This is a genomic window from Erwinia sp. 198, assembly GCF_003937915.1.
In the GTDB taxonomy this organism is placed as follows: domain Bacteria; phylum Pseudomonadota; class Gammaproteobacteria; order Enterobacterales; family Enterobacteriaceae; genus Erwinia; species Erwinia aeris.
In genome coordinates this window covers 170,034-194,384 of record NZ_RHUM01000007.1, presented here as the reverse complement: position 1 = coordinate 194,384, position 24,351 = coordinate 170,034, and the positions used below count along the sequence as shown (strand labels likewise).

Here is a 24,351-nt window from a genome sequence, read left to right as displayed (position 1 = left end):
AGATCGCTATTTAAAATCAGCATAAGGCGTCAGCGGCTGCGACGGCATATCGAGATCGCCTTCCCAGCCCGCCATGGAATAGCGCAGATAAATCATGCCGTGACTGGGCGTATAGTCCTCGGCCTGCTGAATATCCATTCCCAGGCCCAGCGTCCAGTGCGCGCTTAACCGTCGCTCTACCGCCGCCTGCAGCGTATAGCCGAAGCCGCTGCTGCTGCTGCTGGCGCCCTGTGGATTATCACCGGTCAGCGCACCGAAACTTAACGGATAGCGCGACTGCGCGTGGGTGCGGGAGCGGGACCAGGAAACCGAACCGCCCACGTCGAACGACCAGTTTTCCGTACGCTGACGGTAGCTGAGCGGCACCGACAGCGAGTTATAGGTCTGCGGGCTGTAATAGCCGCCCTGGCCGAGCGAATAGTCGCTCAAATCGCGGGTGTAGTGCCATAACATGCCGTTCAGGCCAATAGTCGCCCGTCGGTTGTCCTCGTTGAGCAGCTTATAGTAGTAGCCAACCATCAGCCGTTCACGAGCGTTGTCCTTGACGTTTTCACCGGTGATTTGATGGGCGCTGATATCGGCCCAGACGCCGTGCGCGCCGCCTTTATCGTAGCTCAGGCCCACTGCGCCGCCGGTGGCGACCACGCCGCCCCAGGTTTTGCCGCTGGCGGTATTGGGATCGCGCGCGCCCGCATAGGCCAGCAGCGAGCTGGAAACAGGGCGGCGGGAGGCGGTCAGCGACACGCCCAGATCGCTCAGGCTGGTGTTCCAGGTGAAGCCGCCGACCCAGTTGGTTACCTCAAAGCCCAGCGGCGTGGTACCAATATCCGCCGACCACTTGTCACTGTTGTAGCCGATGCCGACGCTGGTGCCGTTCTGATGCTGGCGAAAATCACGGTTGCAGGTTGCGTCAGCATTGGCGCAGGTACCAAAATTTTCATTAATGTTGCCGAGACTGTTGGGCGAGAAGGTGCCCGCTGAAATATCCACGTTATCCAGCCGCAGCCAGCCTTTGCCCTGGCCGAACGGCGTCTCCGCCTGCGCCATAGTGGTATGAGCAGTGAAATCGGACACGCCGCCGGTGCCTTTGTTTCTGGCGTAATCCTCCGCCAGCGTCAGCCTGGTGTCCTGCTGGCGCGCCAGATCGGCCGCTTCGCTGCGGATACCGCGCTTCAGCCAGTCGTCCTGCTGGTTATTGCGCGTCAGCCGCGTGTAGTCCTCTGTGCTTTGCGGTGCCGTCGTAGCGATGCCGCTGGCGACCATCGCCTGACGATAGTCATACTGCGCGGCGGCAGGATCGTTTTGCGCCGCTTCCAGCCTTGCCGCGTCGCGAAACACCAGCGCGCTGCTTTGCGAAGGCATTTCCTGCGCCGCCTTTGGCTTGAGCAGGCCATACAGCGTGGCGGCGCGGGCGGTATCGCCGACGCTTTGCGCCGCGTTCGCCACCCGCCGTCCGGTATTGACGCTCTCTTCCGCTACGGCCGACGGTAAAGCCTGCAGCCGCTGTTTGGCGGCAGGCAAATCCCCCAACGCCACCAGCGCTTCGATTTCGCCCAGCCGCGCGTCGTTATTCTGCGGCTCTTTCTCGCCGACGTCGCGATAGCGCGCCAGAGCCTGCTGCGCATCGCCGCGCACCAGCGCCCAGTCCGCCTCGGTCAGCGCAATGCGGCTGGAAGGCGGCAGCTGGCCCAGCAGCGCGACGGCCTGGCTTTCCTGGCCGCTGGCACGTAGCTGTTCGGCGCGGGCGATAACCCTGTCCGTTTCCAGCCGATCGTTCAGCGCTTTAATGTTCGCGTCCCATTTTGCAGCGGGCAAAGCCCGGAGCTGCCGCATGGCCTCTTCTGCGCGATCGCTGCCGGAAAGATAGAGGGCATAAGCATAGGCCTGCGTCGGTACGCCGGGCTGGCGCTGCGCCATGGCCGCCATCTGCCGATCCGCCGCCTGGGGCTGGCCCGCCTGACGCAGCGCGCCCGCCAGCCGATAGTTCAGCCAGATATCATCCGGCGCGCCCTGCTGCGCCTGGCGATACCGTTCCGCCGCCTCTGCCCAGCGCCCGGCCGCCGCCTGTTTATCGCCTTCCGCACTCAGCGTGCTGCTGCGCAGGCTGGCGAGGGTCGCGCCAAGCGAGCGCTTCTGCGCCGCAGGCAGCCCGTTGATAAAGGCCAGCGCCTTTTCCGGCGACTGCTGCTGATAGAGCGTGACCAGCCGCTGCGTCGCCGTGGCGTTATCCGGATCAAGCTGCCGCGCGCGGCGGAAAAGCGCCTCGGCGGCGGCGGCATTTTTTTGTGCCGCCGCCACATCGCCCAGGCCGATCAACGCGTAGCCGTCGGTATTGTCCAGGCTTTGCGCCTGCTGGTAGCTCCGCGTCGCGCCGCGGATATCGCCTGCCGCCAGCGCTTTGTCGCCTGCGGTAATCGCCAGCCAGTAGCGGTTGGATTGCAGCAGGCTTTGCCATTTACCGATGTCCGTGCCCTGCGCGTCTGCCGTCACGGCGCGCTGAAAATAGCCGTCCGCTTCTTCACGTTGGTTAGCGCGCGACAGCGCCTGACCCATCGCGCCCAGCAGATCCGGATCGTTGGGGCTGGCCTGTAGCGCCGCCCGCAGCGCCGGGATCGCCGCCGTACTCTCGCCTTTATCGATCAGGGCCAGTCCGCGCAGCCGCTGTTGATAAGCGGGATCCGCCAGCATTTGCTCCTGGCGCGCCAGCTCAAGCTGGCCGTCCGCCTGCGGTTTGTCGCTGGTAAAGGTGCGCAGATAGGTTTGCAGCTGCGCCACGGTCTGCGGCGTGACCGGCTGCGACTTGATATCGTTCAGCCACAGCTCGGCGGCCTGCGTCCTTCCCGCCGGTTCGTCGGCTATCTCCTGTAGCTGCTTAATCGCGGCCACGCGGTTATCCTGGCTAAGCTGCATCTGCGCAATTGCCATTTTGACATTGACGTTGCCCGGTGCGTCCCGATCCAGCACCTCCAGCTGCGTTAACGCCAGCGGCTGCTGTTCAGGCAGGCGAGCCACCAGCCGCCAGTATTCCAGCGCGAGATCGCTTGCGGGAAACACGCCGTGAAACAGCCTGTCCCAGGCCGCTCGCGCCTCGGGCAGATGGCCGGAGGCCGCCAGCAGTCTGGCCTGCTGCAGCTGCTGGCGTCCTTCTTCGGCATCCAGCAGCAGGCTTGCTTCGGCCTGACGGGTGGCTACCGCGTCGGGGGCGATATTTTTCAGCCGCGTCAGCCTTTCCCGCGCCCGATCCCGCTGGCCCGAGCGAAGATCCTGACGGATCTGCGCCGCCAGCACCTGCGGATTGTCCGGCGCAATCTTTTCCAGCCGGTAAAGCGACTGGCTGACCAGATCGAACTTGTTGGTCGCTTCGCCGACGCGCACCTGCTGTAGCAGCCAGTCAACGGGCGAAACCTGCACGGTCTCGGCCGCCATGCCGCTCAGCGGCAGCAGCAGCGCGGGCGCCAGCCAGTGCGGGTTCATTACAGATCGTCCTCATCGCCCAGGCGACGGCGGCTGATGCTGCGCATTAAACGCCACAGCAGCAGCGCGAACAGGATCACCACCACGGCGGCAAACGCGGCCAGCATAATCGGATGCGTGGCCAGCGCGTTCCAGACGCGCTCCCACCACGGCAGATGGCCAACATACCAGGTATCGCCCACGCGCAGGCTGTTCACGCCGGATTCCCGGATCACCGTGGCCGAACCGAAAATCGCCGCGCGTTTATCGCTGTCAATCAGCGCGCCGTTCAGCAGCTGCCAGGCACGCGGGCTGTCCGCCAGCAGCGCCACCACGCTTCGCTGGTCGTGGAAAGGCGATTTAAAGCTGACGATCGCCGCCATCGGCCCGCTGGAGCTGATGGTCGTCTGGCTTTCCGCGTACATGTCGTCAGTCGACAGAGGCCGAGTGGAAAAATCGTTCTGGCGGTTAGGCTTGTTGACCCAGCTTTTCGCGGCGTCCACCAGCAGGTTGATTTTGCTGTCGTCCTTCAACGCCTGCGGGATTTCGCCAATCATCAGCAGATCGTCATCCTGCGCCTTCGCCTTGCTCCAGTCATCGGTCATTTTCACTTGCAGCGCCGGATAGCCGGTCTGCGCAGAAATATTGCCCAGCGCGTTCAGCAGCGCACTGACCTTGTCCGCCTCTGGCCTCGCGTTAACCAGCACCAGCGTTTGCGCCAGGTCGGCGTTGCGGCTGAAAGGGAAACCCGCGTTGGCGAAGGCGCGCAGCGACGGCATCTGTATATAGTGGCGGTAGCCGGAGAAATCGATGGTGGAGTTATCATCGATCACCACGTGATTGGCCACCGGGGTAACGGTGGCACAGCGGCTTTCCTTCGTGGCGCTGTTATAGGTGCCGCCGTAAAAGAGGCTGGCGTAGTCGAAGTCGAAGCGCAGCTGGTTTACCACGCCCAGACGCAGCGCCGGGATGGTCAGCTGGGTGCTGCTGTCGGTCAGACCCTGCACCAGCGGAATGCGCAGCAGCTGTCTGCCGTTGTCGTGCTTGCCCGACAGCGGATAATCCTGCACGAACTGGTTGTTCAGGTTAACCGCCAGCCGGGAGCCGTCTTCCTGCATCGGCGTGGTATAGCGATAGGTAATATTCATATCGATGCCGCGCGCGCGCACCAGGAAGAGATCCGGCGGCAGTTTCAGCGTCAGCGCAATGGGGTTCGGCTGTAGGCCGTCGCTCTGTAGCTGGTTGGCATATTGCTGCAGCTCGCCAAAAGTGGTTGGCCTGTCGGTGCGCACCCAGTTCGGGGCGTCATACGGTTTGCGGGGCATCAGCTCTTTTACCTCGTCTACCGTTGCGCTTTGCCCGCGCAGCAGCACCTCACCCTGCGCAATTCCCTGCACCGCCTTCAGTAAATCGTTGTCGTCGCGTCCCATCACCAGCAGCATTTTCTCCCAGGGATTTTGCGGCTGATTAACGATGGCGATGGTCGGCTTATCCACCGGCGGCAGCGTTTTTAAAAAGTCCGGTCGCCGGTCGTTGGTGGCAAACACCACCGCGTGCTGCTGCTCCGGCAGCTGGTTATAGAGCACCGGGAACGACTGTCCGCGCCAGTCCGCTTTGGTGCCGAACCAGGAAGCCAGCACGGCGGCGGCTTTTTGCTGTCCCAGGCCCGGCGCACCGGCAAAGACCATCGGCAGGATCAGCGGACGGTTATCGCGCGAATCAAAAAACGGTTCCGGGAAATGCGAGAGATCGTCCTGCAACGGCAGCTTTTGCAGCGTCAGCGCCAGCGAGCTTTCCTTGCCGATATCCAGCCAGACGGCGCTGTTAGCCGGGTTTTCGCACATATTGGCGTAGTGGCCAACCAGCTCCAGCCGCACGCGGTTAAAGTCGCTGATAAAACGCGGATCCAGCGGCAGCTGGATCTGGCTGGTTTTGCCTGCCTGATCCTGCGCGATCGGTACCAGTCCGACCATTTCATCATTCAGGTAGACCTTAAGATGCGAAACCACCGGCAGCAGCGCAGGCGAAGGGCGATAGCTAAGCGTCAACAGCGCTTTGGTCACCAGCTCGTCGCTGCGCACGCCAAATTCAATCTGCCCCTGGGTTCGGGTGCCGGTTAGCGTGAAAACGCCCGGCGGCGGCGCGATTTGGGCAAAAGTGCGCGTCACGTCGCGTACCGGCGCGGCGGGATCGACAGCGTCCGTAGCGGTCATCGGCAGCGGCGCAGGGTCGGGCGCCGCCCAGGTCAGCGGCATAACGCCCATCAGAACAGCAGTGAACCAGCGTAGTTTTCTCGTCATCGTTTCATCATCAACTTTGCGTCAGTGGATCGTGGGATCGGGTCGCCCTACGCCCCTCGGGAAAAAGGAAGCCAGCCAGCTGGTCAGACGCGTCAGCCCGGCAAACAGCCCGCGCAGCGGCTGCGGGCCGTACTCCGCCAGGCGCAGATAGCCTTTAAAGCCCAGCACCATAATGTCAGCGAAGCTCTGCATCGGTTTGTCTTCAGGAAAACTGTCCTGCCACAGCGCCCAGGTATCGGCGCGGGCGAAGGTGCACTGGATAAATTCCACGTGCTGTCCGGTAGTAAGCTCATGCAGGCGGATGCCGGCGCGGCGGCCAAAGGTACGCTGCACCACACAGGGAAAACTGAATTCCTGCTGGCCTCGCCGCAGCAGCAGCCAGACCTTTTCATGTTCCTTCAGCAGGTTTTCCTCGCGCAGCTCCAGGCCGACGCCGCCGTCGGAGTAGTCGCGCAGCGTGCACGGCAGCATATGGCCATCTTCACGGGCCAGCGCCGCCGGCATGGCGATCTCTACCCTGTGCGCTTCACGCAGCTGGCGCGCCTCGACGGAAACCGCCACCGCGCCGCCGAGGATAATCATGTTGTAAATCACCCAGACCACGCTGACGAGCACCGTCAGGATTTCAGTAGAGGGGCCATAGTTCAGCCGCCAGACGGCGGCCATCAGACCGGCGACGTTAATCAGCACCAGCAGCATATAGGGCCGGGTGATCACCCAGTCGAGATGCTGCTCTTCCACCAGGCCGCCCTTGGCCGTCACGTTGAATTTGCCCTTATGCGGATTGAACAGCGCCACCGTGGTCGGCCGTGCGATATACCAGGCCAGCACCGTTTCGTAGACCTCGCTCCAGAACGAGTGTCGCCAGCGGCCCTGAATACGCGAGTTGGTCAGGCTGGTATGCAGCATATGCGGCAGCACGAAAATGGCGATAGCCAGCGCGGGAGCAAAAATGATGTAGGCGTGAAAAAGCAGAAAAGCCAGCGGCGCGAGCAGGAAAATCAGCCGGGGAATGCCGGAAAGGAAGTGCAGCATGGCGTTGGCGTAGCAGAGCCGCTGCACCAGCTTCAGCCCTTTGCCCGTCAGCGGATTATCCAGCCGGAAAATCTGCACCATGCCGCGCGCCCAGCGGATGCGCTGTCCGATATGGGCAGAGAGGCTTTCGGTCGCCAGCCCGGCCGCCTGCGGAATACGAATATAGGCGGAGGTATAGCCTTTGCGGTGCAGGCGCAGCGAGGTATGCGCGTCCTCGGTCACGGTATCCACCGCGATGCCGCCGATTTCATCCAGCGCGGTGCGCCGGATCACCGCGCAGGAACCGCAGAAAAACGCGGCGTCCCACACGTCGTTGCCGTCCTGCACCAGCCCGTAGAACAGCGTGCCTTCATTCGGCGTCCGGCGGAAGCGGCCGAGGTTGCGTTCAAAAGGATCGGGCGAGAAAAAATGGTGCGGCGTTTGCAACATCGCCAGTTTGGGATCTTTCACAAACCAGCCCAGCGTCATTTGCAGAAACGAGCGCGTCGGCACGTGGTCGCAGTCAAAAATCGACACAAACTCGCTGCGGCAATGCGTGCGCAGCGCGTGGTTGATATTGCCCGCTTTAGCGTGTTCATGTGTGGGTCGCGCCACGTAGTGCACGCCGATTTTTGCCGCAAAGGCGCGGAACTCCGCGCGATTGCCGTCATCCAGCACGTAAATATTGAGCTTGTCTTTAGGCCAGTCGATACCCAGCGCGGCGTACAGCGTCGGCTTTACCACGCTCAGCGGCTCGTTATAGGTCGGCACCAGCAGATCCACCGTCGGCCAGCTGCTGATATCTTCCGGCATGGACACTGGCGGACGATTAAGCGGCCACAGGGTCTGAAAATAGCCGAGGATCAGCACCACCCAGGCATAGGTTTCCGCCGCGATCAGCAGCACGCCGAAGGTCAGGCTCAGCGGATCGTCCCAGTTCAGGGTCGAGGTGTAGCGCCACCACAAATAGCGGCAGGAAATCGTCAGCGACAGCACGATCAGCATCATGGTCGACAGGCGGCCAGGAATGCGCCGCACCACCATCGCCACGCCCCACAGCAGTGCGACAAAGATAAACTGCGTAAAGAGATCGAACGGCTGCGAGATACAAAGCAGCGCCAGCGCCGTAGCGATCGCGATCGCCACGCCGAACAACGCTTTACGCAGCGTTGGCGGCAGGCGGCGTAGCCGGCGTTCAACGCGGTTTTCCATATCGCGCGCGGCCGCTTTTTCCGGCAGCTTGTCCAGCCAGTTATAAAAGCGCTGGCGCGGCGTTCTCAGGGTATAGCGGCCCGCACGCTCGCTGAGCGAGACGCCGTTAAAAGGAACCACCAGCAGCAGCCATAGCGTTTGCAGCAGATAGCGTACAATATCCGCAGGATGCGGCCTTTCCGGCGAAATATGCGGATAAAGGCGGCGACGCTGCGCCTGTACGCGCTGCCAGGCTGGCGTTTCAAAACGGAGAAAGGCCCAGCCGAGCGTCACCCAGAAGCACTGCATGGCGGCAGTTGCCGCCGACGCGCCGTGCTGGCGATAGCCCGCATAGCGTTCGTGCAGCGCCGCCGTTGCGGCAGGCATCAACAGCCAGTGCAGCGGCCTCATGCGCGCGCCTGCAGATTAATCAGCGCCCAGCTGGCGAAGGTCGTCATCCCTTCCGCTGCAAGGCTGTGCGGTCGGTATTCGCCCAGCGGCTGCTTGCTCATCAACGCCTCCGCTACCGCTTCATCACGATGCAGGGTTAAAGGAATAAAGTTATTCAGGCTGTTAACCCAAAGCTGATGCAGATCCTGCTGCGCCTTGCTGACCGGGGAAAACTGATTCAGCAGAAACAGCGTGTTGGTGGGAAAAGTTTGCTGATACAAACGTATATGACAGTTAGCGTCCGGCGTCACCACGCTAAGGACATGGTCGGCCAGCGCCACCATGGCTCGCGTCCAGGGCGTATCGCCAGACGGCACGTCAAGCAGGATCCAGGGATAGAGCTTTCTTAACGCATCGATTTGCGCCAGCCAGGCATGGCTGTACTTTTCCGGATGGCGAATAAAATCCATTCGTTCATCGTCGTTAAGCCGCCCCGCGGGCACAAAATCCAGCCCTGGCGCGTAGCGTAGCGCGCTCTGCTGCCACGGCTGCCCGTCAATGGCCGCCCGCAGCCAGCCGCGCGACTGCCCCACCGGCATATTAAAATGCATCCGCAGCAGGTTATCGGCCGATAAATCGACGGTAATGACCTGTTCACCAAGCTGATTGAGCGCCCAGGAAAAAGCAGCGGTCAACGATGTCGCCCCGGCGCCGCCTCTGACGCTCTGTAGCGCAATCACCGCCATTACTGCTCCCCGGACGGCGTAGGATCGGCCAGCTCGGCCAGCAGCGGCCAGCGGTCCAGGATCCCGGCCAGCCTTTCCTGGCGATCGATATCGATATAGCGCCAGTTCTGTAGCGAAAAAGCGCGTTCCAGTTGCGCGATATCGTCCTGAGATCCACGCGCCAGCGGTCGCGTTTTGTCAGACTGTTGACTCATAGAGATAGCCCCAGAAGGCAGCAAAAAATTCTCCCCGAGCAAGAAAATTCTTAGGTCGGGTGCGGGTCGGTTTGCTATAAGTTGTAATGTATATTAGCCAGAATACAATGATGCTACTTCATTTTTTAACTGGACTACACTCTAGCCGTAGAACAAGCCGGGTTGCGAAATATCTTATGACACCTCCATTTACGTTAGGATTTGAACAGGTCAGAGATGAGTTGATGCTGATGCAGCCGTCGGGATGTTACTGGCTGACGGCCAACCGTCAGGAAGACGCCCGTTGTCTGGCGCGTCAGTGTATCGCCGCGCAGCAAACCGTTACGCTGATCGCGTCAGGCCTGGCGCCGGATACGCTGCTTTCGCCCGCCCCCGCCGGCGGGCCTGCGGCCATCCCGCTTTTCTCGCTGCCGGAGACCCGTCGGGCGCTGCACGCTTTTACCGACGATCTGGCTCGCGTGTTATCAGAAAAACCTCGCCTGGTCCTGTTTTTTGCCCCTGCTTCCCTGTGGGAAAAGTTAAGTCAGGACGAGCTGCGGCTGTGGACAAAAAAGATACAACACTTTCTTAACGCTAAACCTATCACGCTGCTAATCATTAGCTTTGGTTCAGTAATCAACGCGCTGCGTACCCGGGTGCAAAGCCTTTACCGTCATGTCGATGGCCTGGCGCAGCTGGACTGGCAGCAGGACTGCTGGGATTACCGCATCAACTGGTGGGCCAACAGCGGTGGGATGCTGGCCGATCGCGCATTACGTCTGGATCTGAATCTGGACCGGTTCAGGCTGTTGGAGAAAGAGCAAAGCACGCCGCTGACGCTGAATGACGAGGCGCTCTATCTCGCGGAGAAAACAGTACTGGAAGGCGCGCCGCCGCTGTCGAGCCAGTGGACGCTGTTTGACAGCAATACGGCACTGCACAACCGCGCGCAGCAGGCCAGCGCGGCAACGGTGATCTTTAGCCTACAACACAACGACCAGATCCCGGCGCTGGCAGAACAGATCCATAGCCTGCGCCGCACGCGCGGTAGCGGGTTGAAAATCGTGGTGCGGGAAATGCGGGCGTCGCTGCGCTACAGCGACGAGCGGCTGCTGCTGGCCTGCGGCATCAACAGCATCGTGCCGATCAACGCCACCATGTCGCGCTTTCTGACCATGCTGGAAGGCATTCAGGGACAATCCTATAACCGCCACGTGCCGGCCGATCTCAGCGCGCTGATGAAATCGATGCAGCCTTTGCAGGCGCGTGGCTATCTGCCGCTGGCGGACTTTTGCCAGTCGGTCACGCTGCTGGTGAACAATACGCTGCTGCCGGAAAACGGCAAAGGACTGCTTGTAGCACTGCGTCCTGTGCCGGAGCTGAAACCCGAGCAGGCGCTGACGCTGTGTAAGCCGCGTCGCTACGGCGATCTGGTTACCCTGCTGGACGACCGGCTCTATCTGTTTCTTTCTTCCTGCCGCTTTAGCGATTTGAACACCGCGCTAAAATTTATTTTTCACCTGCCGCACGATGAGATTTTTACCAACCGGCTGGTCTGGCATGAAGACTTACAGATCCTGTCGGAAGTCCGTCAGCTGACCAGTCAGGTGCCAACCGCCTGGCGGGATGCGCCGCCGCCTGTCGCCGCGCCGTCGGCGTCGGCCGTGACCGCTCCGCAGGCGCGCCGTCAGCCGCACAATATCACCCTTGGCCAGGACATCACGACATGACATTAATGGACGGAGTGCAAATCCTGATCCTGGCGGTTCTGCTGCTGCTGTTACTGAAACCCTTTTACGCCCGCTGGCTGCCCAGGCAGTGGCGGGAGCTGGTGCTGCGGGTCACGCCGCCTCGCGCACTGAAGTACGAAGGCCTCTGGCGGCGTAACTCTTCAAAATCGGATAAGACATGAGTCAACCAAAGACCCGAAAGCCGACGCTCCTGCTGCACTGGCGTGGTCTCGGCGGCTGGAATTTCTATTTCCTGATCAAATTCGCGCTGCTGTGGTTTGGTTATCTGAATTTCCACGCCCTGACCAACCTGGTATTTCTGGCCTGGCTGCTGCTGCCGCTGCCTGACGAACGGCTGCACCGCTGGCGCAACTGGATCTCTGTCCCCCTCGGCCTGGGCCTGTTCTGGCACGATACCTGGCTACCCGGCCCGCAAAGTATTCTCAGCGAAGGCAGCCAGCTGGCCGGTTTCTCCGGCGCCTATCTGCTGGATCTCGTGAACCGTTTCGTTAACTGGCAGATGATCGGCGCCGGGTTCGTGATGCTGGTGATCTATCTGTTTGTCTCCCAGTGGGTGCGCGTGTCGGTGCTGGTATCGCTGATGCTGCTGTGGATCAACGTGGTCAATATGGCCGGACCTTCCTTCGCGCTGTTGCCGACCAAAGAGGCGACGCCGCCGGTGGCGCTTAATACTGCGGCGCAGCCGAACAAAGCCGCGGCCAATGCCAACGCAATGGATCAGTCGGCGCCGCCAACCAGCGCCAACCTGACCGCTTATCTGGATAAGTTTTACGCCAGCGAAAAACAGCGCGTAACGACTTTCCCCGACACGCTGCCTGCCGATTCAGCGCCGTTCGATATTCTGATCGTCAACATCTGCTCGCTCTCGTGGTCCGATGCGGAAGTGGCTCAGCTACGCGATCATCCGCTGTGGAAGCATTTCGATATCGTGCTGAACAACTATAACTCCGCCACCGGCTATAGCGGCCCGGCGGGGATCCGTCTGCTGCGCGCCAGCTGCGGCCAGACCTCGCACAGCGATCTCTATAAGCCGACCGATCGCCGCTGCTATCTGTTCGATAACCTGGCGAAGCTGGGCTTTAAAGAACAGCTGATGATGGATCATACCGGCGTGTTTGGTAACTATTTGCAGGAGCTGCGCGACGATGGCGACCTGCAGGCGCCGCTGATGTCGCAGGCCGGCATCAGCGCATCCTGGACCTCGTTCGACAGCTCGCCGGTCTTTAACGACGGCGAACTGATGCAGCGCTGGCTGGATGAGCGACAGAAGAGCGCGGACGCTCGCACCGCCACCTTCTATAACCTGATCCCGTTGCACGACGGTACCCGCGAGCTGGGCAGCACCAAAACCGCCGCCTGGCAGCCGCGCGCCAGGCTGCTGTTCGATCAGCTTGATACCTTCCTGACCAATCTGGATAAATCGGGACGTCGGGTAATGGTGATAATTGTGCCGGAGCACGGCGCGGCGCTACAGGGTGATAAAATGCAGATGTCCGGCCTGCGCGATATCCCCAGCCCGAACATCACGCACGTGCCCGTCGGCATTAAATTCGCCGGGATGAAAGCGCCGCATCAGGCGCAGCCGATGACCGTGGAAGCCCCGACAAGCCTGCTGGCGCTCTCCGATCTGGTTTCCCGCGTGGTGGACGGCCAGGTGTTCAACGCCGCCAACGTCAATATGTCGGTGCTGACCGAAAACCTGCCGCAAACGCAGGTGGTGTCGGAAAACGATAACGCGGTGGTGGTGATGTATCAGGGCAAGCCGTGGATTAGGCTGAACGGCGGCGACTGGGTAGCTTACCCGCAATAGCGGAAGGGGCATCGGCCGATGCCCCTTTTTGCTCAGGCCATTTTTTTGCCGTTGAGATCGTACACCGTGCGCCGCCAGCGGTTATCGGGACGATTGACGAATGAACCCTGCTCAACCGGCCTGACGGCATGAATAATATTGCCGTCAGCGTCGGTTTGCACCTCGTTCCAGTTCGCCGAACAGTGCAGATAGTCTGCCGCCAGTAGCGCGATTTCCTCTTTACTGAAGCCGACGGCTTCCCGCCCGTGGCGGACGGCATGGCTCAGCGCCAGCGCTTTGTCACACAGCGGCAGCAGCTCCGCCGGCAGCGCCAGCGCCTCGTCGGCTTCATCGATAGCGGTAAATATCACGCCCGCCGCCCGGGCCGCCTCCATCATCACCCTGAGCGCCACTTTTGCCCAGTCGTTGCGTACGGTGCGCCGCAGCACCGCCGCCGCGCCGCTGCGCTTTTGCAGCATTCCGTAACGATCGACAGGCATCCTGTCATCAAACCAGGCACGTATTTCTACCTCGCCGCTATCAACGTAAGGCGCAATCGCCGGATAGTCTCGCAGGGCATCCAGCGCTTTGCTGGCGACGCGGTAGACCCTGGTTTCTTCATCCGGCGTAGAAAGCGGCACGGTTTTGAACTGCGGACGGGTCAGAAAACAGCTTTCCTGCTCCACGGGATGGTAGCCGCCGCCGATATCCGAATGGGCGCCCGGCAGCGCCACCTCAGGCCAGGCGGGCCGCACGCTGTTCAGTGCGAAGTTAAAGCGGCATTCGTGCTGCGCGGTAAGATGAAAAACTTTCTCCGCTATGCCGGGCCGCAGCGCCAGATTGACGTCGCCGCTGTCCGCGCTGTTGGGATCCAGCCCGTTCGCCAGCGTCGCCACGGCGGCTACCGTATCAAAGAGGCCCAGAAAGCGGGTTTTCCCGGCTGGCAAACCGCGATATTCCATGCCTTCCAGCCCTCTTTCGATCGCCTCGACGATAGCGCTGTCCTGTTGAAACACGCGGTTGGCAAAATGGCGCGCGGCGGCGGCTCCCCGGCTAAAGCCGAAGAGATCGAATTGCAGCTCGTTGATAACCCGATCCGGCTGGCGGATGGCGTAACCGCGCAGCGCCTCGACCAGTGCGGCAACGGCTTTGTTTGCTTTCGCCACGATGCCCTGGCTGCCCGTGCCGAACGCCATATTCAGCGCCCTGTCCGCCGCGCCCGCCTCCGTGCCGATGCCGTCGATATAAAGGCGCTGCTGGATTTGTCCACCCGCAAGATCGGTAGCGTACAGCGAATGCAGCCGGTGAATGTTGGTGTAGTAACCAATATGGCTGCCGATGGCGCGCTCGCGAAGGCCCAGCGTTTGCTGTGCGGCCTGCCGCCAGGCCGCCAGCGCTTTGCTGTCGTCCGGCGCAGGGCCGCCCGTCTCCAGAATGCTGCGGGCGTTCAGCGCGTTATTTCCCGTGCCGTCAAAGAAGATGCCAAGGGTAAGAGTGACGACGGCTGGTTGCTGTGCGCTCTGGTCGTCCGCAGAGGCGCGCAGTAGCAGGCTCATCTGGGTATCCGGTCAGTTTCAGGGCGGTCAGTAAGCCGCTATAGCCGGATCAATACAAGGGGTTTATCGTCGCCAATTTTGCAGGAGCATCGGTAAAAATTAGCAGGATATTCATATTGTTAATTATTTACGCTGGGGAAGGAGGCGGCCGTGTATCGCCGTAGAGAAAGCGCGCGGCGGCAGACGGAAAATCATTTACAGATGACGGATGAATGACCCCCGCAACGGCCAGGCCGTTGCGGAGGTCAATCGTCACGGAAGGGATATTACTGGCTCTGATAAGCCAGCCAGGCCAGCAGCTGTAGGCTGGCAGAGTAATAATCCTGATCCTCCGTTAGCCGATCGCTGAGGTAGCCGGTCTGATTCAGGGTTAAATCGCGCACCGCCAGCAGGCCGCCAGCCATATTGTAAGGCGCCTTATTGCTGTTGCTAACGTCGATCCACGCGGGCGTTTTATCACGCGCGAAGCTCGTCCAGAAATGCTGGAAAGGCACCAGCTGCAGACTCTGCGCATCGTACCAGTAGAGATAAAGCGGCACGCGGATAGCGTCGTAAGAGAAGCGCGGCGGCCAGCCAATGCCGGGCGCGACGCTACCGTCAGCGTTCAGCGCTACCCAGTCGGTTGGCAGCGCGGCGTCGCCAAAACGCATTTTCGGCAGCAGATCCATTCCGCTGTCGATCAGGTTCGTCCACACCTTAAGATGGCTGCGCGCGGCAAAATCCCGCCAGGCCGGGAACAGGAAATAAGAAGGATTCAACACTACGTAGCTGGTTTTATTAAATCCCCGATCGCCCGGCAGCATGACGGTATGACCCGCATAGGTAATCACTTCCTTAGCGATAATGGCACGTTGAATACCATCGGACGCCTGCAGCCAGGCGTTGTTCTGCCATTTCTGGCCCGCTTGCAGCAACGCCCAGGCGATCAGCACATCGCCGTCGGAGGCGCTGTTTTTATCCGCTACCGGATCGGTCGCGTCCGGCACGTATTTCCAGTAGAACAGCCCATTTTGCGGGTTTTTCAGGTGCTTTTGCGTCCAGTTCCACAGGTTAGCGAAGCTTTCACGATCGTTATTGGCAACCGCCAGCAGCATGCCGTAGCCCTGGCCTTCGGTGTGGCTGATATTTTTGTTGCCGGTATCCTGAATACGGCCTTCGCTGGTTAAAAAGCGGCTTTTAAACGTGCTCCAGCCGTCGGCGGCGCTGGCCTGCATACAGCCCAGCATCATTACAATCATCAATACGCTCGCCCTGAGCAGAGTCATGGATAAATTCCTTACAGCTGATAGCGAAAAGTAGCAGTCGTGCTGCCGGTATCGAGGCAGGTCAGCGAAACGGTCGGGCTGCCGCCCTGCTCGGCCAGCCAGCGGGCGTAGAGGCCGCTCAGCACCGCGCCCAGCGCCTGCCGCCACCGTCGGTCATCCATCTGACCGCCTGCCGACGGCAGGGCCATATGGTGGATCAGCATCGCGGTTTCATGCGGCTGCACGTCGACAAAACCCCAGTTAAAGCGCGCCAGCGTCAGATTGATCTGCTGTTCCAGCTCGCCAACGGTGCGCGCCGCGCCCAGCGGATAACGACCGGCCAGGCTGTCGCCCATCTGCCGTAAAAACGCGTGGCTTTCCTGCTCGCCCGCGTTGTTCAGCATGCCGTTAATCATCAGGCTCAGCAGATCGAACCAGCCGGACTGATACTGCTGCTGGCGGTAGTAGTTCAGGGTACGTTCCTGAAATTCACTCATTATTTGTCTCCGAGCCTGTAACGGAAGTAAAGTTGAGCCGTGCTCTCGTTGTAGTCGCCAAAGGTGTCGTAACCCAGCTGACCGCCAACGGTGACGTCCTTGCTGACTTTATAATCCGCGCCCGCATGAAGATTATAGCCAATGCCGTTTTTACTGCCGCCCACGTAGTAAGCCTCGGTGGCGTAACCGGCGTCATAGTAGCTTTGCAGCTCTGCCTGTTTGCCCGGATCGGTCGGGAAGTAGGCGCTGCGATCCTGGGAGTAAGACTGATAGCCCATGGAACCGCCCACTTTCACCTTCAGATCGTCGTAGTTTTTGCTCCAGTCAACCGGGAACGACACGGCCACGAAATCCTGCGGGCTGAAGTAGCCGCCCTGGCCATAGCTGTAGTAGCTGAAGTTCTTTGAGAAATCCATCCAGCTCATGCTGATGCCGGTTTTCAGCTCGCTGTTACCGTCGTGATAAGGACGCACGTAGGCGCCGGCTGTGCCGTTCAGGCTCTGGTTGCTGGCGACGTTCTCACCGATATAGCTATAGCCGCCCGCGCCGAGATAGAAACCGGCGTCACCGTTGTCATAGCTCAGCAGCGCGTTGCCGCCGTTTTTGGTGACGGCGCCCCATTTTTTACCGCTCAGCTTATCTTCGGTGCCGACATAAGAGAGCAGGCTGTCGGTGACGGCGCGCCGTTCGCCGGTCAGGATCAGCGTCAGGTAGTCGGTGAGCTTCGGCGACCACTGGATGCCGCCCACCAGCGTGCTGAGATCCTGGCCCAGCGGCGTCGATCCCAGGTCGATCTTAAAGTTGTCGTTGGTCAGGCCCAGGTTGACCTCTACGCCAGAGGCGGTCTGCGACCCTGGCGAATTAAGCAGCACGGCCGAAGGCGCACTGTTATTCGCCCGGGCAATGCGGCCCTGCTCCAGCGCCTGGGTGCCGACGCGCGCGAGCGACGTGCCCGACGCGCTGCCCGCATTGAGCGTCACCGGCGTCAGCGTAAAGTTGAAGCGCGTATCGCCGTAAGGCACGCTTGACCAGCTCAGCGGCGCTTTGGCCTCGGTCAGCTTGCTCAGGCCCGTTTCGCCGTCGCGTCCCCTCACCTGTACGCCGCCCTGCGTCCAGCTGCCGGTACGTTCTTGTAAGCCGTCTATCATGGTATCGATCTGGTGCAGCGTTCTCGCCTGCTGCGAGGCTGCTTCGGTACCGATGGCATTGCCCGCTGGCGCCTGCTGCCACGGCATCACGCTGCCGTAGGCGGAAGGCGATTTGCGCGCCATCAGCGTGGTACGATCCACAAACGGGTTATCCGCCAGCACCATGCCGCCAATCACCGGCGTCGGGCCGCCCTGCAAACCAATCATCCTGCCACGCGCGCTGTGCAGACAGGCCAGCGCCCGCTGATGGTCGCCGTCGGCTTCGGCCACGCGCGCCATCAACAGCAGGCGCTCCGGTGTCTGTTCGCCCTGCAATCCCGCCATCAGCGCTTTGGCTTTTGGCAGGTCGTGCGTCGCCAGCGCCACGTCGATAGCGCCCACGCGTGCATCCTGCGTCGGCGTGTCGCGGGTCATCAGGTAGTCATAAACCACGCCCGCTTCTTTATTCATTTTGCCGGACTGATAAAGGCGGCCCATCGCAAACATCAGATCGCTGTTCTGCGGATCTCGCTGCAGCGCGCCGATCAGCTTGTCGTAGGCCGCCGCATATTTGCCCTGAGTGCGCAGACGGTCGGCTTCGTTGATCAGATAGCCGTTCTGGATACCGGCCAGCTGGTCTGGCGTACTGTTAGCCTGGAGCGTCGGGCTGTTCAGGAAGCTTTGCGCTTCGCCGCTCAGTCCGGCCTGGTTCAGCACCGCAATCTGAAGCGCGTAATCGCCCGCGTTGCCCTGTACGCCGCGCTGCATATTGCCGCGCGCCACGGCGACGGCCGCGTTGAGATCGCCCGCGTCGGCCAGCCCTTTCGCCAGGCTGCCCGCGTCCGCCGGGTTGGTTGGCGGATCCATCGTCAGCGCCCGCAGCGTGTTGGCCGCGGCAGCCGTCGATCCCTGCACCAAATACTGCTGCGCGACCGCCATTTGCAGATTGAAGTTCACGCGGCGAGAAAGTTCACGCATGTCTTCGTTCTGCTGATGAATCCGCGCCAGCAGAGACTGTGCCTGCTGCCAGGCGCCGCTTTCGCTGGCGAACAGCGCGGCGGCATAGATTTCGCTGCTGCCAGCGCTGGCGCGAAAAGCGGGCTGCATCACGCCAGCCGCCTGCGCGGTATCGCCCTGCTGCTGATAAAGGCGAGCCAGGTCGAGCCGCAGCCAGGCATCGTTCGGAAAACGCTGCATCCCGGCTGACAGCAGCGCGATAGCACGCTGAGGATTGCCGGACCGCGCCGCCTGTTTGGCTTCGCGGCGCAGCGAGTCGCTGGTGACGCCGGGACGCGGCGTGACGCTGGCCCGCACGTTTTCCGGCAGCGCGGCGAGCAGCGCGCTGGCCTCGCTGCCCCGGTTCTGCTGGCGCAGCACGTAAAACAGCCCTTCCTTCGCCGGGCGGTTATCCGCATCGCTTTGCAGAATGGCGCGATAGGTTTGTTCGGCGGCATCCAGCTGATTGTTGCGGCGCTGCACGTCCGCGCGGAACAGCTTCGCTGCCACGCCTTTTTCGCCTTCCGCCTGGCTCAGCGGCTCGCTCAGGCTCAGCGCCTGCGCGACGTCGCCCGCCTTCAGCACCTGCTGCGCGGCGGCCAGCTGGCCGTAGAAACGGGCATCGGCAGCCTGCTGCTGGCGCTGCTGCCCGCTGTCGCCGCCCTGCTTCGCCGCGCGCTCAAGGTAGTCGGCGGCCGCCGCATAGTTGCCGCTGCGCTGCGCCACATAGCCCATCCCCGCCAGCGCGTCGGCGTCCTCGGGATTGGTCTGCAAAACACGATCGAAGGCGTTCTGCGCGCCGGACACGTCGCCGCTGTTCAGCGCGGTAAAGCCTTCACCTTTTTCCGCACCGCCCGCGTTTTTACGGAAATAGTCCATCACCGCGCTGTCCTGCGGATGGCGCTGCTGCCACGCCTGGTAGAGCGGCGCGTCTTCCGGCTTCGCGGCCAGCCACAGCATCGCCTGGCGCAGCGAGCGATCGGCATCGTCGTTGCCGTCCGCCATGCCGCTTAATGTCTCCATGCCTTCGCGTCGGGTGACGGCGTCGTAGGTCAGCGCCTTGCCCAGCGCCAGCTTTGCACCGGTATCCTGCGGATGGGCGGCAACGAACTGGCGCAGCGCGTCAACCGCCTGCGGCAGCAGCGTACGGTCGCCCGCCATCGTCAGATAGTATTCGGCGGCCACGCTGGCTGGCGGCTCGTTGCCGCTAAAGGTGTTGCGCCAGGTTTGCAGCGAGGCGGCGATGTTGCCGCTGCGGGCCTGCTGACGCGCCAGCGCCAGCTGTGCCGCAGGAATGGACTGAAGCTGGCGGGCGTTATCCAGCTCGCTCAGCCGTGTATCCTCTGGCGACGCTTTGCTGAGCCGCTCGCGGAAGGCGGCCGCCGTTGTTTTATCGCCGCTCTGCTGCGCCCACAGCGCCATCAGATACAGTGCCTGGACGTTATTGCCGTCCACCATCAGCACCTTGTTCAGCGCGTCACGCGCCAGCTCGTCATGCGCCTTCTGATGCCAGTAGTTAGCCTGGTCGAACAGCGCCTGCAGGGCCGGATTAGCGCCGGTGGAAGCCGCGCCCGCCGCCAGCGTGATGCACGGCAGACCCAGCGCGATAAGCGTTTTGATGGTCATAGTCATTTTTTCTCGCCCGGCGTCTGCTGCACGTGCTGCGGATTCAGCCGTTTCCAGGCGTGCCGCTTCAGCAAAATAAAGGTGCTCAATCCCACAATGGTGGAGAGCAGCAGCGCTATCAGCGCCAGCACGACCGCGTGCTGGCTGGCATACCACACCACCATCATGTACCACGGCATTTCTCCGCTCGGGAACTGCGCGCCAACGCGGAAACTGCGGATGCCGTTTTCGCCGGTGATTATCGCGGTATCACCCCGGATCCCGGCGTTAATGCGCGGCAATTTCAGGTCATTATGCAGGCTCGCCAGCTGCGCATCGTCGGTCGCCACGGTCGCCACCACCACGCGTGAAGGGCTCCACGGCGAGCGGTAGCTGATAAAACCGCGCCAGTCTTCGTTAGAAGAAAAATAGCGATCGGCATCCACTGCCTGGCGAGTCCAGTCGCCGGCCAGCCAGCCGCGCAGGTTATCCAGCAGCGTCGGCTCTTTCACGCCCAGGGTGTGGCCATTTATTTCAAACGGCGAATGCCGCAGCAACGCCTGGTTGAAGTCGCTTTGCGCCAGCGTGGAGAACGCCAGCACGTCGCTGTTGCGCAGCCAGTCAGGTTTGCCGACGGGCACGCCAAACAGCACGCGGTTGCCGCTTAGCGCCACGCCGGTTGCGCTACCGGCGCGTCCGGCCATATCCAGCAGCGCGCCGATCTCCGCATCGCTGGGCGAGGCAGGCAGCAGCAGCACGGTTTGCGAATAGTCAGCAAAGCGCGTAAACGGAAAAGCGGCACCGACAAAATAGGAAAGATTCGGCAGCAGAGAGAAGTGGCGCGTATGGCTTAAATCGATCCAGGCGTCATCCTCAATGCGGCTTTTGATGTTGTTATTGGTCAATACGCTGCACGGCGCGCTGGCCTCCGGCTTGATGTTGAAATAGAGCTGTAGCTGGTTGTCGCCGTAAATCAGATAAGGGTCGAACTTCAGGGTGTATTTCTCCTGACGCGCGTCGCCGCCCAGCCGGTGCCAGATGTTTTCCAGCAGCCCGACTTTATTTACGGTCAGATTGCGCAGGAAAGTGCCGTTCAGACTGACGTTGAGAAAGGAGTTGTCTTCATCAATCCAGCTTTCCGACGGGAAACGATAGTTCAGCTGCACCGGCACCGTTTCACCATCCCACAGGAATAAATCAGGCGCGGCGCGGAAGTTTACCTTCAGGGCATCGTGCCAGATGCCGGTAGTGGTCAGGCTTTGATCCCTGCGCAACAGCTCGCTCAGGCGCACCGGCCGATCGGTATTGATCCAGCGAGGTGCATCATAGGCCTTGCTCGCGGGAATAGCCTGGCGACCGACCGCCAGCGAGTCGCTGTCGACGCTCAGCGGCTGGGTGAGTCGCCACGCGGCCTGACGCAGATCGTCATCATTATTGCCGATCACCAGCATCAGCTTGTAAACCGGGTTAATCGGGTTATCGACCATTTGCAACGTCGGCCCGTTTACCTGCGGCACGGTTAAGCCTGCGATGGTTTCGCCGGGCTTCGCAAAGACAATGCCGTTTTTCTCCGGCATATCGTTACGCAATACCGGAAAGTTGACGCCGCGATAGTCGGTCTGGATCCCCAGCCAGGAGGAGACGGTCGCCGCCGCGCTGACTTTGCCCGGCGTGACGGCCGCGCCAAACACCATCGCTATGCTGGCGGGCGTCATGCGCTGCGCATCAATAAACGGGCGCGGGAAATTACGCAATTTATTGCCGATATTCAGCTGCTGCCCTTCAAGCGCCAGCGTGGTGGCAGGCAGAATAGTCACCTGATAGCGATCGTTATCGCGCTCGCACAGCAGCCGATCCGCGTCGTTGAGTTTAAAGCTCAGGTTGTTGCTGGACACCACCATCGCGGCCGGAATATCCAGCTGATACTCTTCGCTGGCACTGTCGGAAGCGTTCAGCGGCAGCGTGCCCAGCGGCTGGCCGTTCAGCATCAGCTGCATGGAGGCGTTGCGCGCCGCCAGCGCTTTGGAAACCCTGAGCGACAGATTCAGCCGCGCATTGGTGATCACCTCATCAGCGGGCAGGGTAAAGACGATGCCGGACTGCAGCTGGCTGCCGGTCAGCAAAATGCCGCTGGCCTGGCCCATTTGCGCCACGGAGATGGTGCTGGTCAGCGGCTGGTTCAGCAGCGCTACCGGCGCGGCGTTATCGCCGATGGGCGGCAGCGGCGGCAGGTCTTCCGCCGTTCCGGTGCCGACCGGCGGCGGGATCTGCGACAGCGCGCTGCTGTCCTGCGTCACGCTGTCGGCGGCATACGCCTGTCCCAGCGTCATTACGCCAAGACAAAGGATGGCTAAAAGCTTTTTCATGCCGCGCTATCCTCATTGGCCTTGAGTGCCTGACGTTTGGCGCGTCGGTCTTTCCAGGTAAGCCAGAACAGTTCAAAGACGGTGCGGATGATGGTCAACAGCGAGCGCAGCGGCTTGTCCTTCGGCCCTTCCGGCTTGATCCACGCATCGGCGCGGGCGAGCACCACGCGCACCAGTTCACGACGGCGCGACAGCGGAATTTCGGCAAATTGCAGGCGGATCACGCCCTCATCTGCGCCAATGGTGCTGACAGGAAGCGAGATGGCGCCAGAGTGCAGCATCAAATCAATCGCCTCAATAACGTCCGTTTCATGACGGCTGTCCGGCGCCGTAACCTGCACGCCGCCCATAGAAAGGTTGACCGTGGTGGAGCGCGATGAAATGCCGCTGGCGTAATGCATGATTACCGGAATATCGACGTCGATACGAATGGTTTTGCGCGTCTGTTTGGTTTCACGCGCCACGGCAATCGCGGCCATCAGAATAATCAGGCTGAACAGCGCCCAGCCGACGTTAAGCGCGATAACGTAAGGATCGACGCCAAAATAGTTATGCGCTGCGGCGCGCACGATGCCGCTGACCACGCCCGCCAGCAGCAGCGCGGCGCAGATCACGTGCGGACGCACGATGTTAAAGTCGAAAAAACCGGTATTCAACAGGCCGCCTTTGTCGGTGACGTTGAATTTACCGTGCTTCGGCGAAATCATGGTCAGCAGCGTAGGGATAACCAGATGGAAAGCCATCACCGTTTCGTAGATCTCGCCCCAGAAGGTGGCGCGGAAACGCCCGTTCATCCTGGAGTTGACGTACAGCGACATCACCAGATGCGGCAGCACGTAGGCGAAAATCAGGCTGGCGGAAGAGTGAATAATATTCAGATCAAACAGCAGGTAAGCCAGCGGCGCGGTCAGAAAGATCACGCGCGGCAGGCCAAACTGGAAGTGCAGCATGGCGTTCAGGTAGCACAAACGCTGCTGCCACTTCAGACCGCGTCCCAGCAGCGGATTATCGACGCGGAAAATTTGCGTCATGCCGCGCGCCCAGCGGGTACGCTGAATAATATGCAGGCCCAGACGTTCGGTCGCCAGACCGGCGGCCAGCGGCAGCGCCAGGAAAGCGGATTTCCAGCCGCGACGCTGCATTTTCAGAGCGGTATGCGCATCTTCGGTCACGGTTTCGGTCGCGAAGCCGCCGATCTCTTCCAGCGCGCGGCGGCGGATAACCGCACAGGAGCCGCAAAAGAAGGTCGCGTTCCAGTTATCGTTGCCCTGCTGAACCGGGCCATAGAAGAGCGCGCCTTCGTTCGGGATTTCACGCGCGGCCTTCAGGTTGCGCTCGAAGGGATCCGGCGAATAAAAATAGTGCGGCGTTTGCAGCAGCGCCAGCTCGGGATCTTTCAGAAAAGGCGCGACGGTGGCCTGCAGAAACGTTCGGGTGGCCACATGGTCGCAGTCAAAAACGGTAATCAGCTCGCCTTTGGTGATGGTCATCGCGTGATTCAGGTTGCCCGCCTTGGCGTGGCGGTTGTCGTCACGCGTAATGTAGCCAACGCCAACATCGGCGGCGAAAACGGCGAACTCGCTGCGCTTGCCGTCGTCCAGCAGATAAATTTTGAGCTTGTCGCGAGGGTAATCGATGCACTGCGCGGCCAGCACGGTATCACGCACCACGTCCAGGCTCTCGTTATAGCTCGGCACGTAAATATCGACGGTCGGCCACAGGCTGATATCGTCGGGCATCGGCTCGATGGTTCTTTTTAACGGCCATGACGTTTGCAGATAGCCTAAAAGCAAAATCACCCAGACATACACCTCGGCAATAAATAAGCCGATGCCCAGCATAGCTTCGATTTCTGAATTAAATGCCAGGGTCTCCGTCGCGCGCCAGTATATATAGCGCGTTGACATCAGGGCCGACAGAAACACCATCACCATGGTTATTTTACGGCTTTTGCTGAGGCCCAGCACGAAAAGAAGGGCAATGGCGATCAGGCCGAAAATATATTGTTTCTGGCTGTCCATCGGTGTGATAACAATTACTGCGGCCAGCGGAAATAATATCAACAGCTGCAGGTAATACAGGACTTTTTTCATAAGTCATCCTGAAAACAAAACGAGAACTCGCGGAGCGCAGCAGCGCCCCGGCATGGAAAC

14 protein-coding genes are annotated in these 24,351 nt (G+C 61.1%); 3 read left to right on the top strand and 11 right to left on the bottom strand.

From position 1 onward, the window contains the following. Positions 1-6 precede the first annotated feature (6 nt). Genes bcsC through bcsR form a run of 5 tightly spaced genes read right to left on the bottom strand, consistent with a single transcriptional unit; the run spans position 7 to position 9,288 of the window. Positions 7-3,474 carry a cellulose synthase complex outer membrane protein BcsC gene (bcsC, locus tag EGK14_RS11840; RefSeq protein WP_125289300.1) on the bottom strand — a complete coding sequence of 1,156 codons (3,468 nt, stop codon included), beginning with the start codon at positions 3,472-3,474 and terminating at the stop codon, positions 7-9. After that, entirely contained in the window at positions 3,474-5,753 is a 2,280-nt protein-coding gene (bcsB, locus tag EGK14_RS11835; protein WP_125289299.1) for a cellulose biosynthesis cyclic di-GMP-binding regulatory protein BcsB, read from the bottom strand. Before bcsB (EGK14_RS11835) ends, bcsC begins: the two co-directional genes overlap by 1 nt. 21 nt (positions 5,754-5,774) lie before the next feature. After that, positions 5,775-8,369, bottom strand: coding sequence for a UDP-forming cellulose synthase catalytic subunit (bcsA, locus tag EGK14_RS11830; RefSeq protein ID WP_125289298.1), 2,595 nt, complete (start codon positions 8,367-8,369; stop codon positions 5,775-5,777). Further along, positions 8,366-9,094: a cellulose biosynthesis protein BcsQ gene (bcsQ, locus tag EGK14_RS11825; protein ID WP_125289297.1), complete on the bottom strand. Its 729-nt coding sequence runs from the start codon at positions 9,092-9,094 to the stop codon at positions 8,366-8,368. The genes bcsA (EGK14_RS11830) and bcsQ overlap by 4 nt, the downstream gene beginning before the upstream one ends. Continuing rightward, positions 9,094-9,288, bottom strand: a complete 195-nt coding sequence (gene bcsR / locus EGK14_RS11820) for a cellulose biosynthesis protein BcsR (RefSeq protein WP_125289296.1) — start codon at positions 9,286-9,288, stop codon at positions 9,094-9,096. Before bcsR ends, bcsQ begins: the two co-directional genes overlap by 1 nt. 176 nt (positions 9,289-9,464) lie before the next feature. Here bcsR and bcsE point away from each other — a divergent pair, with 176 nt between their 5' ends. From bcsE to bcsG, 3 genes are read left to right on the top strand one after another with little or no spacing between them, the layout of a single operon-like run. Further along, entirely contained in the window at positions 9,465-10,997 is a 1,533-nt protein-coding gene (bcsE, locus tag EGK14_RS11815; RefSeq protein WP_125289295.1) for a cellulose biosynthesis protein BcsE, read from the top strand. Further along, positions 10,994-11,179 carry a cellulose biosynthesis protein BcsF gene (gene bcsF, locus EGK14_RS11810; protein WP_125289294.1) on the top strand — a complete coding sequence of 62 codons (186 nt, stop codon included), beginning with the start codon at positions 10,994-10,996 and terminating at the stop codon, positions 11,177-11,179. Before bcsE ends, bcsF begins: the two co-directional genes overlap by 4 nt. Beyond that, positions 11,176-12,828 (top strand): cellulose biosynthesis protein BcsG, encoded by a 1,653-nt coding sequence (gene bcsG / locus EGK14_RS11805; RefSeq protein WP_125289293.1) that lies wholly within the window; start codon positions 11,176-11,178, stop codon positions 12,826-12,828. Before bcsF ends, bcsG begins: the two co-directional genes overlap by 4 nt. A gap of 32 nt (positions 12,829-12,860) precedes the next feature. Here bcsG and EGK14_RS11800 read toward each other — a convergent pair whose 3' ends face one another. From EGK14_RS11800 to bcsA (EGK14_RS11775), 6 genes are all read right to left on the bottom strand, one after another. Further along, the gene (locus EGK14_RS11800) at positions 12,861-14,363 is read right to left on the bottom strand and encodes a DUF2235 domain-containing protein (RefSeq protein WP_125289292.1); all 1,503 of its coding nucleotides are present in this window, start codon (positions 14,361-14,363) and stop codon (positions 12,861-12,863) included. A 266-nt stretch (positions 14,364-14,629) separates the two neighbouring features. Next, positions 14,630-15,628 (bottom strand): glycosyl hydrolase family 8, encoded by a 999-nt coding sequence (locus EGK14_RS11795; protein ID WP_125289291.1) that lies wholly within the window; start codon positions 15,626-15,628, stop codon positions 14,630-14,632. 11 nt (positions 15,629-15,639) lie between these two features. Next, positions 15,640-16,104, bottom strand: coding sequence for a cellulose biosynthesis protein BcsD (bcsD, locus tag EGK14_RS11790; protein ID WP_125289290.1), 465 nt, complete (start codon positions 16,102-16,104; stop codon positions 15,640-15,642). Further along, positions 16,104-19,853: a cellulose biosynthesis protein BcsC gene (locus tag EGK14_RS11785; protein ID WP_125289374.1), complete on the bottom strand. Its 3,750-nt coding sequence runs from the start codon at positions 19,851-19,853 to the stop codon at positions 16,104-16,106. The genes bcsD and EGK14_RS11785 overlap by 1 nt, the downstream gene beginning before the upstream one ends. A 2-nt stretch (positions 19,854-19,855) precedes the next feature. Beyond that, entirely contained in the window at positions 19,856-22,198 is a 2,343-nt protein-coding gene (bcsB, locus tag EGK14_RS11780; protein WP_125289289.1) for a cellulose biosynthesis cyclic di-GMP-binding regulatory protein BcsB, read from the bottom strand. Next, positions 22,195-24,291, bottom strand: coding sequence for a UDP-forming cellulose synthase catalytic subunit (gene bcsA, locus EGK14_RS11775; RefSeq protein WP_125289288.1), 2,097 nt, complete (start codon positions 24,289-24,291; stop codon positions 22,195-22,197). The genes bcsB (EGK14_RS11780) and bcsA (EGK14_RS11775) overlap by 4 nt, the downstream gene beginning before the upstream one ends. Between the last annotated feature and the right edge of the window lie 60 nt (positions 24,292-24,351).